The sequence below is a fragment of the Micromonospora sp. A202 genome (genome assembly GCF_006715105.1).
Taxonomy (GTDB): domain Bacteria; phylum Actinomycetota; class Actinomycetes; order Mycobacteriales; family Micromonosporaceae; genus Micromonospora; species Micromonospora zamorensis.
Map to the genome: position 1 here is coordinate 1,531,323 of NZ_VFMP01000001.1, position 17,391 is coordinate 1,548,713.

13 protein-coding genes are annotated in these 17,391 nt (G+C 71.4%); 7 read left to right on the forward strand and 6 right to left on the reverse strand.

What is annotated here, in order from left to right; genetic code table 11:
* Positions 1–20 precede the first annotated feature (20 nt).
* Entirely contained in the window at positions 21–1,349 is a 1,329-nt protein-coding gene (locus tag FBZ33_RS07145; RefSeq protein WP_088946925.1) for an ABC transporter substrate-binding protein, read from the reverse strand.
* A gap of 282 nt (positions 1,350–1,631) precedes the next feature.
* On the opposite strand from FBZ33_RS07145, the gene FBZ33_RS07150 reads away from it, so the two are divergent.
* The 3 genes from FBZ33_RS07150 (at position 1,632) to FBZ33_RS07160 (ending at position 5,540) form a co-directional block, all read left to right on the forward strand.
* Positions 1,632–3,635: a beta-galactosidase gene (locus FBZ33_RS07150; protein WP_141908431.1), complete on the forward strand. Its 2,004-nt coding sequence runs from the start codon at positions 1,632–1,634 to the stop codon at positions 3,633–3,635.
* A gap of 37 nt (positions 3,636–3,672) precedes the next feature.
* Positions 3,673–4,449 (forward strand): DeoR/GlpR family DNA-binding transcription regulator, encoded by a 777-nt coding sequence (locus FBZ33_RS07155; protein WP_141908432.1) that lies wholly within the window; start codon positions 3,673–3,675, stop codon positions 4,447–4,449.
* Between the two features lie 146 nt (positions 4,450–4,595).
* The gene (locus FBZ33_RS07160) at positions 4,596–5,540 is read left to right on the forward strand and encodes a sporulation protein (protein ID WP_141908433.1); all 945 of its coding nucleotides are present in this window, start codon (positions 4,596–4,598) and stop codon (positions 5,538–5,540) included.
* Positions 5,541–5,612: 72 nt separating this feature from the next.
* Here the strand turns inward: FBZ33_RS07160 and FBZ33_RS07165 are convergent, their stop codons facing one another.
* Both FBZ33_RS07165 and FBZ33_RS33265 read right to left on the reverse strand, forming a co-directional pair.
* Complete coding sequence (locus FBZ33_RS07165) at positions 5,613–5,990, reverse strand: hypothetical protein (protein WP_141908434.1); 378 nt, start codon at positions 5,988–5,990, stop codon at positions 5,613–5,615.
* Between the two features lie 179 nt (positions 5,991–6,169).
* Positions 6,170–8,212, reverse strand: a complete 2,043-nt coding sequence (locus FBZ33_RS33265; RefSeq protein WP_185755228.1) for a glycerophosphodiester phosphodiesterase family protein — start codon at positions 8,210–8,212, stop codon at positions 6,170–6,172.
* A 190-nt stretch (positions 8,213–8,402) separates the two neighbouring features.
* On the opposite strand from FBZ33_RS33265, the gene FBZ33_RS07180 reads away from it, so the two are divergent.
* Positions 8,403–8,822, forward strand: a complete 420-nt coding sequence (locus FBZ33_RS07180; protein ID WP_141908436.1) for a hypothetical protein — start codon at positions 8,403–8,405, stop codon at positions 8,820–8,822.
* Between the two features lie 102 nt (positions 8,823–8,924).
* On the opposite strand, the gene FBZ33_RS07185 is transcribed toward FBZ33_RS07180, so the two are convergent.
* A complete protein-coding gene (locus FBZ33_RS07185) occupies positions 8,925–11,219 on the reverse strand; it encodes an ATP-binding domain-containing protein (RefSeq protein WP_141908437.1) in 2,295 nt (764 codons plus the stop codon).
* A gap of 146 nt (positions 11,220–11,365) precedes the next feature.
* On the opposite strand from FBZ33_RS07185, the gene FBZ33_RS07190 reads away from it, so the two are divergent.
* Positions 11,366–12,001 (forward strand): SGNH/GDSL hydrolase family protein, encoded by a 636-nt coding sequence (locus FBZ33_RS07190; RefSeq protein WP_141908438.1) that lies wholly within the window; start codon positions 11,366–11,368, stop codon positions 11,999–12,001.
* Between the two features lie 67 nt (positions 12,002–12,068).
* Here the strand turns inward: FBZ33_RS07190 and FBZ33_RS07195 are convergent, their stop codons facing one another.
* A complete protein-coding gene (locus tag FBZ33_RS07195; RefSeq protein WP_141908439.1) occupies positions 12,069–13,208 on the reverse strand; it encodes a sigma-E factor regulatory protein RseB domain-containing protein in 1,140 nt (379 codons plus the stop codon).
* 95 nt (positions 13,209–13,303) lie between these two features.
* On the opposite strand from FBZ33_RS07195, the gene FBZ33_RS07200 reads away from it, so the two are divergent.
* The gene (locus tag FBZ33_RS07200; protein WP_088946934.1) at positions 13,304–13,960 is read left to right on the forward strand and encodes a response regulator transcription factor; all 657 of its coding nucleotides are present in this window, start codon (positions 13,304–13,306) and stop codon (positions 13,958–13,960) included.
* A 74-nt stretch (positions 13,961–14,034) separates the two neighbouring features.
* On the forward strand, positions 14,035–15,411 hold the full coding sequence (locus FBZ33_RS07205; RefSeq protein WP_141912460.1) for an ATP-binding protein: 1,377 nt from the start codon (positions 14,035–14,037) through the stop codon (positions 15,409–15,411).
* Between the two features lie 309 nt (positions 15,412–15,720).
* Here the strand turns inward: FBZ33_RS07205 and FBZ33_RS07210 are convergent, their stop codons facing one another.
* Entirely contained in the window at positions 15,721–17,346 is a 1,626-nt protein-coding gene (locus FBZ33_RS07210; protein WP_141908440.1) for a tetratricopeptide repeat protein, read from the reverse strand.
* Positions 17,347–17,391 lie beyond the last annotated feature (45 nt).

Consider the following 17,391-nt stretch of genomic DNA (forward strand, 5'->3'; position numbering starts at 1 on the left):
ATGTCCTCCCCTTTCCGCCGTCAGTCAGTGAAGATCGACTTTTTCTGGTTCTCGATGGACGAGGTGAGCCCGCTGATGTCCTTGGGGTTCTTGATGAACTGCTGGATCGCCGGGATGATCACCGTCGAGGCGAAGTCCGGCCGGGTGTCGCGGTCGAGGAACTGGGCGATCTCGGTGGCCGAGCCGACCAGCTCGGCGGCCTTCTTCTGCAACGCGGTGTAGCCGCTGACGTCGGCGCTGCTGTTGGCGACGAGGGTGGCCGGGTCGTTCTTCACCGTGATGTTGGCAGCGTCCTTGCCGCCCACGTACTCCAGCAGCTTCCTGGCGTTGGCCTCGTTCTTGGGCTTGCGGGCCATCATGTAGCCGTCGATCGGCGCGTCCAGCGCCTTGGCCCCGATCGCCGGGTCGATCTCCGGGAAGGTGAAGAAGTCGAGGTCGCTCTGCTCCTCGTTGCTGAACTGCTGGCCGACGAAGAGACCGAGCAGGTACATGCCGCTCTTCTTCTGCTGAAGCGACTGCGCCGCCTCCTGCCAGGTGCGGCCGAGGCTGTCCGGCTGGTGCAGGGGGAGCAGACCGGCCCAGGTGTCGAAGACCTTCTTGACCTTGTCGGAGGTCCAGGCCTCCTTGCCGGCCATCAGGTCGATGTGGAACTGGTAGCCGTTGATCCGCAGGTTGAGGATGTCGAAGGTGCCCATCGCCGGCCAGCCGTCCTTGTCGGCGAACGCGATCGGGGTGAGGCCGTCCCTCTTCATCTGCGCGCTGAGCGCGGTGAGCTGGTCCAGGGTCGTGGGCACCTGGTAGCCGTACTGCTGCCACACCGACTTGCGGTAGAACATCGCCCACGGGTAGTACGACGAGGGCACGAAGTACTGCTTGTCGTCGTCCCCCGTGGACGCCTTCTTGAATGCGTCGGAAAAGCCGGAGAGCTTGCCCCACACGTCGCTGATGTCGCTGGCCAGGCCCTTGGCGGCGAAGAAGCGCATGCGGTAGCCGGCGAACCACATGTAGACGTCGTCCGGCTTGCCCTGCAGGTAGTTGTTGATGTTTTCCTGGTACGTGTTGTGGTCGACCGTGTTGATCGCTGGCGTGATGCCGGACGCGGTCTTGAACCCGTCCATGACCTTGGCGGTGACGTCCTTGGGCTTTGGGTCGGACTGGTTCGAGCCGACTGACACGTCCTTCGAGTCCGACCCGGAACCGGAGTCGTCGCCGCAGCCGGCGAGCAGGCCGGTGCCGAGCAGCGCGCCGGTGCCGGCAGCGCCGGCCAGCAGCGAGCGTCGGTTGAGGCCTGCGACCGAGGGTGGTACGAGCCGAGCCAGGTACTCGGCTTGGGATTGGGGACGGGACATCTGTGCCTCCTGCGGGTGAAGAGGTGCTACGCCCAAGGGTCATCAGGGTGGTGAAGGCAGAGCGGCCGTCGTGGTCAGCGAGCGGGATTCACCGAGAACCCACATTGACGAACACGAACGGCCATTGGGGGCTCAAAGTACCGCTCCGACGGGCGCTGTCAAGAGGGCGTTCCGCCTCCGCTAACCCAGTTGTGACATGGCCGTTACGAGGTAAACGTTGGAAAAAAATCCATGTTGGAACCTGTTGACTTGCGTGTCCGGGCCGGGGCACCCTCAGCTCTCATGCGGCGATGGCAGGGTGACGGCATCTATTTCGGCGGCGACTACAACCCCGAGCAGTGGCCCCAGCAGACCTGGTCCGAGGACATCGAGCTGATGCGCCGGGCCGGGGTCAACCTGGTCTCGGTCGGCATCTTCTCCTGGGCCCTGCTGGAGCCCACACCGGGCCGGTTCGAGTTCGGATGGTTGGACCGGGTGCTGGACCTGCTGCACGACGGCGGCATCCAGGTCGACCTCGCCACCGCCACCGCCAGCCCACCGCCGTGGCTGGCCCGCGCCCACCCGGAGACGTTGCCCCGCCGCGCCGACGGCGCGATCCTCTGGCCCGGCGGACGACAGGCGTACTGCCCCAGCTCGCCGGTGTTCCGGGAGCGGTCGCTGGAGCTGGTGCGAGCGGTCGCCGGCCGGTACGCCGAGCATCCGGCCGTGGTGATGTGGCACATCTCCAACGAGTTGGGCTGCCACAACGTGCACTGCTACTGCGACGTCAGCGCCGAGGCGTTCCGCGGCTGGCTGCGGGCGCGCTACGGCGACCTGGACCAGCTCAACGACGCCTGGGGCACCGCCTTCTGGAGCCAACGCTACGGCGACTGGGCCGAGATCAACCCGCCGCGTACCGCGCCGACCTTCGCCAACCCCACGCAGCAACTCGACTTCCTGCGCTTCTCCTCCGACGAGCAGCGCGCCCAGCTGCGCGCCGAACGGGAGGTGCTGCGGACGTTGGTCCAGCAGCCGGTCACCACCAACTTCATGATCGGCATGGGCGTCAAGCACATGGACTACCACTCCTGGGCCGACGATGTGGACCTCGTCTCCAACGACCACTACCTGACCGCCGCCGACCCGCAGGGACATCTCGGGCTGGCGCTCGCCGCCGACCACACCCGGGGCGTCGCCGGCGGCGACCCGTGGCTGCTCATGGAGCACTCCACCAGCGCGGTCAACTGGCAGCCGCGCAACGTGGCCAAACTTCCCGGACAGCTGCGCCGCAACAGCCTGGCGCACGTCGCCCGGGGCGCGGACGGCGTGCTGTTCTTCCAGTGGCGCGCCTCCCGGGCCGGCGCCGAGAAGTTCCACTCCGCGCTGGTGCCGCACGCCGGGCCGGACACCAAGGTGTTCCGCGAGGTCTGCCAGCTCGGCGCGGACCTGAAGGCGCTGGCCGAGGTGCGCGGCAGTCGGGTGGACGCCGAGGTGGCGATCCTGTTCGACTGGGACGCGTGGTGGGCGGTCGAGTTGGATTCGCACCCCAGCGCCGACGTCACCTACGCCGACCGGCTGGGCGCCCTCCACGGGGCGCTGTGGCGGGCCGGCGTGACCGCCGAAATCGTGCACCCGTCGGCGGACCTCAGCGGCTACCGACTGGTCCTGGCACCGACCCTCTACCTGGTGCGGGACGCCGACGTCGAGGCGCTGCACCGCTACGTCGAGGGCGGTGGCACCGCCGCCGTCACCTACTTCAGCGGCATCGTCGACGCGAACGATCACATCCGGCTGGGCGGTTACCCGGGCGCGTTCCGTGAGCTGCTCGGCGTACGGACCGAGGAGTTCTTCCCCCTGCGGGAGGGCGAACAGGTCCGGCTCGACGACGGGAGCACCGCGGACGTGTGGACCGAGTGGCTGCACCCCGAGGGCGCCGAGGTGCTGGCGTCGTACACCGATGGGCCCTTGCCGGGTGTGCCGGCGCTGACCCGCCACCGGGTCGGCGACGGCGCCGCGTGGTACGTCGGCACCCGGCTGGACGAGCCGGCCACCGACCGGTTGGTCGCCCGACTCGTCGACGAGGCAGGTGTCCGCCCGGCCGCGTCGGCACCGTCCGGTGTGGAGGTTGTCCGTCGACGCGACGGCGACCGGAGCTGGCTGTTCGTCATCAACCACACCGATGCCGAGGTGCGGCTCCCGGTGCGCGGCACGGAGTTGCTGACCGGGGCGCACTGCGCCGGTGAGCTGACCCTGCCGGCCGGTGAGGTGGCGGTCGTCCGGGAGGATCGGGCCGACGACCCGGCCTGACCCCGGCGACAGCCACGGCACGAAGGAGGTTCCCCAGATGCTCGCCCAGCAGCGGCAGACCGCCATCCTCGATCTGATCCGCCAACGCGGCGGCGTGCGCGTCAGCCACCTGGTCAGCCGGTTCGGTGTCTCCGACATGACGATCCGGCGCGACCTGGAGGCGCTGGCCGAGCGCGGTCTGGTGGACAAGGTGCACGGCGGGGCGACGCTCGCCGGGCCGGGTTCGGCCGAGGAGCCAGGCTTCGCGGCGAAGTCGATCCGCCAGCAGGCGGAGAAGCGGGCCATCGCCGAGCGCGCGGCAAGAATGGTGGAGCCGGGGATGGCCATCGCGCTCTCCGCCGGCACCACCACCGCCGCGCTGGCCACCCTGCTCTCCGACGTACGCGGGCTGACAGTGGTGACCAACTCCATCCCGGTGGCCGACGCGCTCTACCAGAACCCGCGCGCCGACCAGACCGTCGTGTTGACCGGTGGCATCCGCACCCCGTCGGACGCGTTGACCGGGCCGGTGGCCGAGGCGGCGATCAGCGCGCTCAACGTCGACCTGCTCTTCCTCGGTGTGCACGGGCTCAGCCCTCGCACCGGGCTCACCACGCCGAACCTGCTGGAGGCCGGTGTCAACCGCTGCCTGATCGGCGCGGCGCGTCGGCTCGTGGTGCTCGCCGACCACACCAAGTGGGAGATCATCGGTATCGCCACCATCGCCCCGCTGGAGGCCGCCGACGTGCTGATCACCGACCGCGGCCTGCCGGCGGAGGCGCGTGCCGCGATCGGCGAGCAGGTCGGCGAGCTGGTGATCGTGGAACCCGACTAGGCGGCGCGCAGGCAGGGTCATCCGGGCAGCGGACGCCGCGAGGGGCCCCGCGCTTCACAGCCACCTCACAGGGGTGCTGGATAGGGTGCCGTTCGAGTCAACGTCCGACTCCAGCCTGGAGCGGTCGGCGTCGCACAGGAGTTTCGATGGTCTTCAAGAAGATGTTGAGCGCGTTCGGTGTCGGCGGTCCCAGTGTGGACACCGTGCTGACCAACCCCAACACCCGGCCCGGCCTGACCCTCGACGGGCAGGTCAACCTCGTCGGCGGCGACGCCGAGGCAGCCATCGAGCAGGTGGTCATCGGGCTGGTCACCCGGGTCGAGGTCGAAGGACACGACACCGAGTACGCGGGCACGATGGAGTTCCACCGGATGGCGGTCAGCGGTGCGCTCAAGCTCGCCCCGAAACAGCAGCTCTCCATCCCGTTCCAACTGCCGGTGCCGTGGGAGACCCCGATCACCGACGTGTACGGCCAGCGCCTGCGCGGGATGACGATGGGCCTGCGCACCGAACTGGCGATCGCCCGCGCCGTCGACAAGAGCGACCTGGACCAGGTGGCCGTGCACCCGTTGCCGGTGCACGAGCGGATCCTGGAGGCGTTCCAGCGGCTCGGCTTCCGGTTCAAGCACGCCGACCTGGAGCGGGGCCACATCCGTGGTGTCCAGCAGACGTTGCCGTTCTACCAGGAGATCGAGTTCTTCGCCTCCCCGCAGTACGCGAGCACGATCAGGGAGGCCGAGCTGACCTTCGTGACCAGTCAGCGCGGCGTGGAGGTCATCCTGGAGTGCGACAAGCGCGGCGGGTTCCTCAGCGCCGGGCACGACGCCTTCGGCCGCTACCAGGTGTCGCACACCGACGCCGACCGGGTGGACTGGGCGCAGGTCGTCGACGGCTGGCTGCGCGAGACCACCTCCCGCTACGGCAGCCTCCGCTCCCAGTACGGCCCGAGCCACGGTCACAGCCGGGGGCACGGGATGGGCGGCATGGTGGCCGGTGCGGCACTCGGCGTCGCGGGCGGCATGATCGCCGGCGAGATGATCGAGGATGCGTTCGAGGGTGACTTCGGCGGCGACTTCGGCGGCGACGAGTAGTCGTCCAGACACGACGATGGCCTCCGGGAGGTACTCCCGGAGGCCATCGTGCGCTGTGCTCGCGCTACCCGCTTAGTGGCGGGCCTTGCGCTCCTCGCTGCTGCGCCAGTTGCTGCCGGCCTTGGCCAGGCCCCGGCTACCGAGGTAGCCGAGCGTCAGCAGGGTGATCAGGAACCAGGCGTTGTCGGCCCGGAAGATGTCCACCCCGGCGGAGTTCTTTCCGACGACCTGCGACGCGCCCAGTACGGCGGCCACCGCGATCAGGTAGATCCAGAACTCGGTGGTCTTGAACGCCTGCTTGGTCTCCGTACCAGGTGCCTGCATGTCGTTGCGATGCCCGTCGCGCATGACCGGCATCTGCTGGGTGGGCATGTCCCGCGTCGAGGCGGGGTTCTGCGGGTCGTTCATCGGCCGGTTCATCGGCCGGGTGGAAGCAGCCTGCGTGCTCATCTGGTCCTCCTCAGGATGCGATGAGTCGTACCTGCATTCCCTCGCCCCGCTACCGCGTTTCGGCCACGGCACGGTTCGCTTTCGTGGCGGGGACAACCCCCGACTACCCGAGGCCGGTGAGCAGGTAACACCGATCGCCGGCCGGAAAAATCCGGCCGGCGATCAGGTGGGCCTGCGTGTCAGCGCAGGCCGTTGCGGATCGCGACGCTCACCAACAGGTCCGGGTCGTCGGTGATGATGCCGTCGACACCGAGGTCGATCACCCGCTGCATGACCGCGGCGTCATCAACGGTGTACGGGATCACCTTCAGGTCGTCCCGCGTCTGGAGGGTCCGGACGTCCGGTCCGTGGAAGTACGCCGGGTTCTGCCGCAGGTACCAGTCCGCCGAGGCGACAGTGTCCTGCTTGGGGTCGTGCACCTGCCAGTTGGCCGAGACCGTGCCCGCACCGGCGGCCCGGGTCAGCTTGCCCAGGTCCGGGTGCTTCCACCAGTCCAGTCCACCGGTCCACGGGCTCTTCACCGACGGGTTCCCGTACACCGCCTGCAACGAGCACTCGTCGGCGAGGGACGTGCACTCGGCCGGGCCGTACTGCCAGACCAGCGCGACAGTACCGATCCGCCGGTCGAGCTGCCGCGCGTACGTGATGGTGCGCCAGTCGAACGACTGGATGGTGGCCCGGTCGGTGAAGCCGGCGCGCTGGATGGCGTCGACGAGCTTGCGGGTGAAGCTGCGGTACGGCTCGGTGTCGTTCACCACCGGGCTGATCTTCGTCTCGATGTTCATTCCGATGTCGGTGCGACCACTCGCCTTCACCAGGGCGAAGACCTCGTCCAGGGTCGGGATCCGGGCACCCGGTGCGGGCACCTGCGCGGGCAGCTCGGGCAGCGTCCTCGTGCCGCAGTCGACGGTCTTGAGCTGCGCCAGGGTCAGTTCGTGCACCGGCTTGCCGACGTACGGGAATTTCCGGTCTCCGGGGCGCAGCGGGGCCGTGTCGACGCAGTGCGACCCGTTGACGGTGCGGTCGTGCAGCACCACGAGCCTGCCGTCGGCGGTCACGCCGGTGTCCAGCTCCAGCGTGGAGATGGCCCGGTTGGACAACGCGTTCGAGAAGGCCGGCAGGGTGTTCTCCGGCCGGGTGGCCCGACCGCCGCGGTGCGCCTGGATGTCGAACGGCGCCGTGTACGCCTTCGGCAGCCGGTAGCCGCGCTGCGCCAGCAGGCCACGCAACCGGTCCGGGTAGTCGGTGATCATGCCGTCCACGCCGTCGTCGATCAGCTTCGCCATGGTCGGCACGTCGTCGACGGTCCACGGGATCACCTTGATCCCGTAGCGGTGCGCCTGGGCGACCATCTCCCTGGTGACGTACGGCTGGTAGCCCGGGTCGGTGACAGTGCCGTTCTGCGGGAAGCCGTGCACCGGTGAGAAGGCACTCGCGCCGAAGCTGCGGATCGCCCTGATCGGGTCGCCGCCGAAGTCGTCGATGTCCAGCCCGCCCAGCCACGGCGAGGCGCCCGGCTGTCCGGTCTGGAGGAAGTCGTAGTTGGTCAGGGCGACCAGCGGCAACTTCGGTTCGACCTGGCGCATGCGCATCAGCGCGCCCCAGTCGAAGCTCTGGATGGTGACCTGCTTGAGCAGCCCGGCGGCGCGGATCTCGGCTGCGGTGACCCGGACGAACTGGTCGCGGGGCGCGGTCTCGGTCGGTGCGCCCGCCTCCACCTTGGTCTCGACGTTGAGCTTCACGTCCTTCGCCCGGTAGCGGTTGACGAGTGCGAAGACCTCACGCAGCAACGGCATCCGGGCACCCGGGACGGCGAGCTGGCCGGGCTTGTCCGGCAGGGTCTTCGAGCCGCAGTCCAGCGAGCGCACCTGGGCCACGGTGAGCGTGTTGACGTACTTCCCGACGTACGGGAACTCCGGGTCGCCGGGCGTCACCGCGGCGGTGTCGACGCACTTGGCGCCACTGATCTTCCGGTCGTGGGTGACGACGGCCTGACCGTCCTCGGTGATCTGCACGTCCAGTTCGAGGGTGGTCACCCCGAGCTGGAGGGCGTTGCCGAAGGAGGCGAGGGTGTTCTCCACCCGCAGCCCGAGGCCGCCCCGGTGGGCCTGCACGTCGAATGTCCGGTCCGGTCGCGGTTTCGCCTGGGCGGGCACCGCGAACCCGGTCGTCACCGTCGCGGCCACCAGGGCCGCGACGGCGGTACGGCGTACTGTGCGCACGCTGTCATCCCCTCTGCCGGCGGGCATCTCCCACCGGTCGCCGGACAGCATGGACATCTCGGACTGCGGGCAGGCGGCCAGTGGGCGGCGCGACGGTGAACCGCCGTGGACGACCTCCCGGTCACGCCGGGTTTGGTCGGCGGGTGGCCGGGCACGCAGTCAGTTCCACAGCTTCTGCGAGGTGATGATCGTGCGTGAGGACGACATGCGGCAGGACGCCGCCCGCCAGGCCGAGGATCGGATCGCCGGAGGCGTGTACGGCAAGGGAGCCGTCGAAGAGGTGACGGTGCCCCGCACCGATGTGCTGAGCGAGATTCAGCGCGAAGACCCGCTCGACCCGGCGCACGAACGGATCGATCCGCAGGTGCTGCGCGACGGCGGCCCGGTCGGCGGGCAGGGCGCGGTGACCACCACCGGTGGCACCGCCGGTCCGGCGAGCGTACGCAGGGTGGCCCGGCAGCCGGAGCGACACAGGGGCAAGGTCGCACCGACCACGACCGGCGACGCCACCACCGGCGGTCTGAGCACCCCGATGGGCGGGAGCACCAGCGACCAGTCCACGTCCGCGACCGGACCCGCCAAGTCCACCCAGGATCACGCCGGCGACTAGAGCGGAACCCCACCGTGATCATGAGGTTGGCGTGGCTGTCCGAGATCACAGTCCACGCCAACCTCATGATCGACGCAGGGGTCGGCCGGAGGCCGTGCGGGATCAGCTTGTGGGGCGCAGGATGCCCAGGCGTTGGGTGGCTCGGGTGAGCGCGACGTACAGGTCGCTGCGCCCACGCGGCGACTCGGCCACCATCCGGTCCGGGTCGACGACCAGCACCGAGTCGAACTCCAACCCCTTGGCCTGCGCCACGGTCAGCACCACGACCCGGCTCTCCAGCTCCGGGTGCTCGCCCACGGCGGCCTCCGGCAGGGCCGCTGTCACGGCCGCGCCCAACTCACCCACCCGGCCGGCCGGCACCAGCACGCCGAGCCGACCCTCGGTCAACCGGGCCGCCTCGCGGGCGGCTTCGGCGACCAGTTCCGCCGCCAACCGCTCGTCGGGCACCGCGCGGTCCCACGGGGGTACGCCGCTCTCCCGCACCGAGCGCGGCGGACGCAGCGCCGGGTCGATCTCCGCCAGCACCTCGGCGGCGACCGCCATGATCTCGGCCGGGGTGCGGTAGCTGACCGTCAACTCGGTCAGCCGCCACCGCTGGGCGACGTACGGGGCCAGGGCGTCAGCCCAGGAGGGCGTGCCGCTGAGCGCGCCAGTCTGTGCGACGTCCCCGACGATCGTCATCGACCGGCTCGGGCAGCGGCGCATCAGCAGCCGCCACGCCATCGGCGAGAGCTCCTGTGCCTCGTCCACGATGACGTGGCCGAACGCCCACGTCCGGTCGGCGGCGGCCCGCTGCGCGGTGGTGAGGCGGTCGGCCTCCTCCTGCCGCTCCAGCAGCCGGTCCGCGTCGATCAGGTCGGTGACGCCGAGGATCTCACCGCCCTCGGCCTCGTCCTCGACGTCGATCGAGCGGGAACCCCGGGCGATCTCCAGCACGCCCTCGGCGTACTCCCGTTCCATCATCCGGATGCGGTCCCGCCGGGCCGCCGCGGCCCGTTCGTCTTCGCCGAGCAGTTCGGCGGCTTCGTCGAGCAGTGGCACGTCGGCCGGCGTCCACCCACCCGGCTCCCGCCGCAGCAGCGCCCGCTCGTCCTCGGTCAGCATCGGCGTGGCGGCGGCGATGCGCTCCGGGTCGGCATACAGGTCGGCGAGCAGCCGCTGCGGGGTGAGCACCGGCCACAGCCGGTCCAGGGCGGCCTGGATCTCCGTCTCCTCGCGCAGCTCGCGGCGGATCTCGGCCCGGTCCGCCTCGTCGAGCAGGTTGTCCCCGCCCAGCGGGTCTGCGCCGATCCGCTCGGCCACCTGGTCGGCGATGGCGTGCACGATCTCCACGTCGAACAGCGCGCGGGCCAGGTTGTGCGGCCGGTCGACGCGGCGTACCCGGTCCCGGGCGGCCCGCACGATCTCCGGGTCGAGGGTCAGCGTCTCCCGCTCGACCTCGATCTCCAGCGGCTCGTCCGGCACCCACTGCCGGTCCCGCACGGCCAGGGCCAGGACCTCGGCGAGCACCGCCCGGCCCTTCAGCGCCGCGGTCTCGGCCGGTTCGGTCCGTTGGGCGCTCACGCCCGGGAAGAGATCAGCCTGGGTACGCAGCAGCACGCCGGTCTCCGCCAGCGTCGGCAGTACCTGGGAGATGTAGCGCAGGAAGGTCGCGTTCGGCCCGACCAGCAGCACGCCCCGGCTGGAGAGTTCGCGTCGGTGGGTGTAGAGCAGGTACGCCGCCCGGTGCAACGCGACAGCGGTCTTGCCGGTGCCGGGGCCGCCCTGGACCACCATGACGCCCGGCAGCTCCGCACGGATGATCTGGTCCTGTTCGGCCTGGATGGTCTCGACAATGTCGCGCATCCGGCCGGTCCGGCCCGCGTTGAGCGCGGCGAGCAGGGATGCCTCGCCGGTCAGCTCCTCGTGGCCGCCGGGCGCGGCGGTGTCGATGTCGAGCACCTCGTCGTTCAGGCCGGTGACCTTGCGCTGCCGGGTGCGCAGGTGCCGGCGCCGGCGTACGCCCTGCGGGTTGGCGGCGGTGGCGAGGTAGAACGGGCGCGCTGCCGGAGCCCGCCAGTCCATCAGCAGCGGGTCGTAGTCACCGCTGGTGTCGAAGATGCCGATCCGGCCGATGTAGCGGCTGGAGTCGTCGTCACCGTCGAGGCGGCCAAAGCAGAGCCCATTCTCCACGGCGGAGAACTGCTCGACCTGATCGGCGTACATCGCTACCGAGCTGTCGCGCTGCGAGCGGTCCTGGAGTGTGCCGCCGGTGTTGCGCAGCTCGGCGGTGAGCCGGTGGGCGGCCTGCTCACGCAGCCCGTCCAGCCGGTCGTAGAGCATCGAGACGTACTCCTGCTCGCGACCGATCTCGTCGTCGAGCGGCAATTCGCCGGAACCGCCGGAGTGCCTTGACAAGCCGTCTCCCTAAAGATTAGAATCCTTTGCAGGAACGGCTTTTAGCCGTTCTTTTTTGTGTCCTCGAACTGTTGAAGATAGCGCGTTGCGTCGGCTCTCACCAAGCCGGACGGGTCGGCGCGCCGGTGATCGCGAGGTGGCGGCGGATGATCCTGCGGACCGGGCAACGGGTGGTCTTCATCGGGGACAGCATCACCGATTGTGGTCGACGCGACGTCGCCGCGCCCTACGGCAGCGGATACGTGAGCCTCGTGCGCGCCCTGGTCGACGCACGGCACCCCGAGTTGGAGTTGGAGTGGGTCAACCGGGGTGTGGGCGGCGACACGGTCCGGGACCTGGCCGCCCGCTGGGACGACGACGCCATCGGCGAGCGCCCCGACTGGCTCGCGGTGCTGGTCGGCATCAACGACATCTGGCGGCACTACGGCGACCGGCCGGATGAGGCAGTCGGCATCGAGGAGTACGAGCGCACCCTGCGTGACCTGCTTCGGCGGGCGGTCGCCGCCACCGGCTGCCGACTGATCCTCGGTGACCCGTTCTTCATCGAGGCGGACCGCAGCGTCCCGCAACGCGCCGACACCGACCGGTACGCGGCGGTCGTGGCGGGGCTGGCCACCGAGTTCGATGCGGTGCACGTGGCCAACCAGGCGGCGTTCGACCGGGTGCTGGCGGTGAGCCCGGCGACGCGCTGGGCCGACGACCGGGTCCACCCGCACCTGCCCGGCCACGCGGTCCTCGCCGACGCCTACCTCACGGCACTCGGCGTGACCTCCGCCCGCTGACCGGGCGTCCACCGCAGCGAAGCGCCGGGCCGACCGTCAGGTCGACCCGGCGCGAACACCGCGTGGATCAGCCGCGCGCGGCCTGGTAGAGCCGCTCCGGCGTGACGGCTCCGGCGAGGACGCGGCCGTCATCGGTGAGCAGCACGCTGAACAGCTTGCTGCTGAAGAGCCGACCGCTGCCCCAGTCACCACTGACCGCCGGCAGCCCACCGAGCAGCTTCGACATGTCCACGTCCGGCGAGCCGGCGGGTGGCGTAGCCGGCTTCGCGGAGGTCTTCGGGCCGCCTTCCAGCCCGTCGAGGCGGCCGACCAGCACGGTCGTCCAGCCGGCGCCCACCGTACGCACCTGCGGGTCACCCGAGGGTGCGGCGTGGCCAGGCTTGCCGGCACCCGGGCCGGCGGCCTGCCGCTCCGCCTTCTCCTCGGTGACCGTCACACCGGGCGGCGGGTTGAACGTGAACTGGTCGGCGTCCGGGCGGCGGTAGTCGACCTGGGTGAAGGCCATCTCGAACGCCGGCCGGTCGCTGCCCTTCGCGAGCACCTCGAAGCGCAGCGGCACGTGCTGCTTGGCGTCGATGGCGATCCGCAACTGGTGCACCAGTGAGTCCTTGTCGCGCGGCTGGAGCACCAACTCGTAGGCGTCCTGGCCGGCGACCGTGGCCGACCGGCCGACGCTGACCTCGGTGCTCGGGTCGATTGCGCCCAACGCCAGGTCGGCGGCCTGCTGCGGGGTGGCCGGCATGGTCGCCGCCGCGTCGGGGACCGGCTTTCCGGCGCCGGCGTCGCCGCCCAGGGTGAGGTGCTTGGCGGTGTTGCTGCGACTCTGCCAGGTCCAGACGTCCCGGCCGTTGCGGATCACGTCCTGCTCGCCCAGGGTGTCCAGCAGCGCGACCCGCTGCTGATCCGGGCCGGAATACCAGACCCGCAGGGTGTGCGTGCCGGTCAGCATGGTGGTCAGCTCGTTGCCGGAGACCAGCCCGACGAGTGGCGGCAGGCCGAGATCGGCGCGCTGCACGACGGTCCCGGACAACCCCTCCAGCCGGGAGGTCTGCAGATCGACCAGAAGCTGGGCCGCGGTACGCGGTGGCAGGCTCGGCTCCGCCTCGGCGGCGAACGTGCCGATCGCCGCGCCCCCGCCGATGACGGCGACGGCAGCCGCGGCCGGGACCAGCCAACGAAGGACGGGACGGCTTCTCAGAACGGACATGGTGACACCTCCTCCGCACATCCTCCCCCCTGTGCCCTGTGAGTGTGCTGAGGACGCCGGACCAGCACGTTTGACCCGGGTGGCACCCTTGGACCGTGCGCTTGCTGGTGGTGGAGGACGAAGCCCGGTTGGCGGCCGCCCTGCAACGCGGCCTCCAGGCGGAGGGGTTCGCGGTGGATGTGGCGGGGACCGGTCCGGCCGGCCTGGACGCGGCCCGGCACGGCGGGTACGACGCCATGATCCTCGACGTGATGCTGCCCGGCCTCTCCGGCTACGAGCTGGTCCGGCGGCTGCGGGCCGAGCAGCACTGGTTGCCGGTGCTGATGCTCTCCGCCAAGGACGGCGAGTACGACCAGGCCGACGGCCTCGACTGCGGGGCCGACGACTACCTGACGAAACCCTTCTCGTACGTGGTGCTGCTGGCCCGGTTGCGGGCGCTGCTGCGCCGGGGCGCGCCGGAACGCCCGGCGGTGCTGGCGGTCGGTGACCTGCGACTGGACCCGGCTCGCCGACGGGTGACCCGGGCCGACGACGAGGTGACCCTGACCGCGCGGGAGTTCGCGCTGCTGGACTACCTGATGCGCCGGCCCGGCCAGGTCGTCTCCAAGACCGAGCTGCTGGACCACGTCTGGGACGCGAGCGTGGAGACCGCGCCGAACGCCGTCGAGGTGTATGTCGGTTACCTGCGCCGCAAGCTCGGCCGCGACCGGCTGGAGACGGTCCGGGGCGCCGGTTACCGGCTGGCGACGTGACCGCCGAAGCCCCGGCGGGTGCCCGCCGGGCGTGGCTCGGCTGGATGCCGGTGCTCGGGCTGCGGGGGCGGCTCATGGCGCTCGGAGTGTTCGGCCTCACCATCGGGCTCGCCCTGGGCGGGGTGGTGCTGCTCGGCGCGCTCGGCTTCGTGCTCCAGCGGACGGTCGACACCGAGGCGTTCCGGACCGCCGACGCGGTCGCCCTGCTCGCCGCCGAGGACGCGCTGCCCGACCCGCTGCCGGTGGCCGGTGGCCAGGTGCGCGTCCAGGTCGTCGACGCGCAGGGGCGGATCAGGGCCGCCTCGATCGATGCCGACCGGCTGGTGCCGATGGTCCGCCCGGAGCGGCTGGACCGGGACCGCCGCCAGCGCCTGGACGTGCCGGCCGAGCGGGTCGGGCTCGCCGGTCCGGTCCGGGTGGTCACCGTGCCCGCCGGCACCGCGGCCGACCCGCTCACCGTGCTGGTCGCCCGCTCGATGGCCGACGTGCGGCACAGCGCGCACGTCGTCCGGACCATCCTGCTGGTGGCGTTCCCCCTGCTGGTGGCCGTGCTGGCCGCCGTGGCGTGGCGGGTGGTGGGCGCGACCCTGCGCCCGGTCGAGGCGCTCCGCCGAGGCGCCGAGGAGATCACCGGGCGGGCCGGCGCCGGCCGGTTGCCGGTGCCCGCGTCGGCCGACGAGATCCACCGGTTGGCGGTCACCCTCAACGGCATGCTTGACCGGCTGGAATCGGCCCGGATCCGCCAGCGGGCGTTCGTCTCCGACGCCGCACACGAGCTGCGCAGTCCGTTGACCAACATCCGGACCGAGCTGGAGGTGGCCCAGCGTCTCGCCGACCGGACGGACTGGACGGCCGTCACCACCAACCTGCTCACCGACACCGAGCGACTGAGCCGGCTGGTCGACGACCTCCTGCTGCTGGCCCGCCTGGACGAAGCGCCGCCGACCCGGGGCGTCGGCCCGGTGGAGCTGGGCGCGCTGCTGGCCGAGGTCGCCGCCCGTTACCCGTCGCCGCCGGTTCGGTTGACGCCGCCGCCGGGCCCGCTCTGGACGACCGGCAACGCCGACGAGCTGCGGCGCGTGCTGGCCAACCTGGTCGACAACGCGGTCCGGCACGCGTACGGCAGTGTGGTGCTCGCCGCCGAGGCGGCGTCGACGGACGGGCCTGGCTCCGGGGCGTACCACCTGGTGACGGTGACCGACGACGGCCCGGGGATCCCGGTCGCGGACCGGGAGCGGGTCTTTGATCGGTTCACCCGGCTGGATGACGGACGGGCCCGCGACGACGGGGGCGCCGGCCTGGGGCTGGCCATCGTCCGGGAGTTGGTGCGACGTGCGGGCGGCAGCATCAGCCTGACCGACGCGCCGGAGCAGTGCGGGCTGCGAGTTTGTCTGCTGCTGCCGGCGTTTCCGGGCGAGGACGGCCGTGAGCCACAGATTGACGGTCCGTGACGGCGAGCCTGCCCCACCCACCCACCGATGACCCCTTTGCTCTGCACCCGCGGACGCGACAGCTACATAGCGTGATACCTCGCCGATGCCTGCCGAAGCGGCTGCCGTGACGTCTCAGCTGCTCGTCCGCAGTGGTGCATCGAGGTAAGCAGAGCAAAGGCGGGGTGGGATGTCTGGCTGGGTGCGCCGGAGGTAACGCAATGTCACGGCGGGCTCGTCAGTGGGCAAGCCACGCTGAGTGAGGTCGGCAGGGCGGGGCCGGCGGGGCTTGGCCGGCGAGGGCGTGTTCGGCGGGGCGTGCCTGGCGGGTCAGCGGCGGCGGGTGCAGACCTGCTCGGAGCTGGCGACGGTGTCGGTGGACCAGACGACGGCGACCGTGAAGCAGTAGTCGTTGGTGCGGTTGAGCGCGTAGATGACGTAGCTGGTGGTGCCGGCGGGCAGCGTCGCGAAGACGTTGCGGTCCTGGCCGGTCCGACCACCCGCGATGACCACCGGGCCCTCGCTGCCGGCAGGGTAGGTCCAGTTCAGCGCGATGCTGTCCCGGCTGTCGCGCAGCGTCACCGCGCCGGGCGGGCTGCCGGGCGGTGCCGCGGGGCCAATCGACGGCGGCAGGGTGCCGGTGGAGGCGGGCGCGGTGCTGGCCGGTGAGGCGGTGCTGGCCGGTGAGGTGGCGCTGGGGGAGCCGCTCGCCGGGGGCGGGGCCGGCTCGTCGTCGCCGTCGACCTGGGCCACCCCGGCGATCACGGCGGCCGCGCCGAGCAGGACCACGACCACGCCGGCTACCAGCACCGGCACCAGCCGCTTGCGCTGCGCCGACGGCACCCGGTGCACGGGCACCGGCAGCAGCCGGGACGGTGTGTACGGCTCAAGTGGCGCGTACGGGTCGGACGGCTCGTACGGGTCGGACGGCGGGTGCGCGTCGGCCCGGCGCAGCCTGTAAACCCCGGACTGCTCCTCCGTGCCGCCGGCCAGCCCGACCACGGACGGGGGCACCGGGGTGTCGGTGGTGTACGACGAGGGTTCGCTCGTCGGCTCCGGTGGCCATCTGGTGCCCGCCGGCCCGACCGGTTCGTCGGCGGGCACCCGGGGGCTCGGAACGGATCCGCCGCCCGCCGCCGCCCCGGTGTGGTGCGGGGGAGGCGCGGGCGGGTGGTAGTCGGAGTCGGCCGGGCCGTCGTGGTGCGGAGGGACACGGGCGGCCGGCACCACCGGCGTGTCCCGGGCCGTGGGCGGGTCGTCGGCGCAGGCATGGTCGGGGTTGGCCGCCGCCCGGGCCAGCGTCGCCACCTGTGCCGCCAGCGGGTCGTCGGCGGGCAGGTGCTGCCGGCACAGCTCGCGGGCCAGCGCCAGGTTGTCGTGCGCCTCGGCGAACTGCCCGCAGTCCCGCTGCATCGCCCCGAGCCGCGCCAGCATCTTGATGCCGCTGGGGTGCCCGTCGCCGTACACCTCGCGGTGCAGCTCCCAGGCATCCTGGAGCCGGTCACGGGCCACCGTGCACTGCCCGCGGGCGTACTCGACGGTGGCCAGGTCGGCGTGCGCCGCGAGCACCCGCAGCGACTCCGGACCGTCCTGTGCGGTCAGCTCGATGATGACTTCCTGGTAGAGCCGGGCGGCCCTCGAATGGCTGCCGACCCGGTGCAGCACCGCGGCCAGGGTCGCCGCGGCGGCCACGGTGCGCGGGTCGGAGCGGCCGTGCAGTCGGGTGGTGGCCGCGTACGCGAACGCGGCCCATCCCCGGGCCGAGTGCGGCTCACCGAGAGCCACCAGCACCCGGGCCTGGAGGCTGGCCGCCTCGGCCAGCTCTCCGGTGGCGTTGGCCGGGCGGGGGTCGGCGTCGGTGAGCGCGTCGGAGAGCAACTGCTGCGCGCCGGCCAGATCACCGGCCGACACGAGGTGGTGCGCCTGATCAGTCAGTTCGCCGAAGCCGGAAGACACGCCCCATCGTGCTCATCCGACGACGGTAAGTACAAGACCCGCGCC

Excerpts from the sequence above, each read along its gene's own strand:
- FBZ33_RS07195 (WP_141908439.1), bottom strand. The coding sequence starts at position 13,208 with ATGTCCGTTCTGAGAAGCCGTCCCGTCCTTCGTTGGCTGGTCCCGGCC.
- FBZ33_RS07205 (WP_141912460.1), top strand. The coding sequence starts at position 14,035 with ATGGCGCTCGGAGTGTTCGGCCTCACCATCGGGCTCGCCCTGGGCGGG.
- FBZ33_RS07155 (WP_141908432.1), top strand. The coding sequence starts at position 3,673 with ATGCTCGCCCAGCAGCGGCAGACCGCCATCCTCGATCTGATCCGCCAA.
- FBZ33_RS07150 (WP_141908431.1), top strand. The coding sequence starts at position 1,632 with ATGCGGCGATGGCAGGGTGACGGCATCTATTTCGGCGGCGACTACAAC.
- FBZ33_RS07145 (WP_088946925.1), bottom strand. The coding sequence starts at position 1,349 with ATGTCCCGTCCCCAATCCCAAGCCGAGTACCTGGCTCGGCTCGTACCA.
- FBZ33_RS07160 (WP_141908433.1), top strand. The coding sequence starts at position 4,596 with ATGGTCTTCAAGAAGATGTTGAGCGCGTTCGGTGTCGGCGGTCCCAGT.
- FBZ33_RS07165 (WP_141908434.1), bottom strand. The coding sequence starts at position 5,990 with ATGAGCACGCAGGCTGCTTCCACCCGGCCGATGAACCGGCCGATGAAC.
- FBZ33_RS07190 (WP_141908438.1), top strand. The coding sequence starts at position 11,366 with ATGATCCTGCGGACCGGGCAACGGGTGGTCTTCATCGGGGACAGCATC.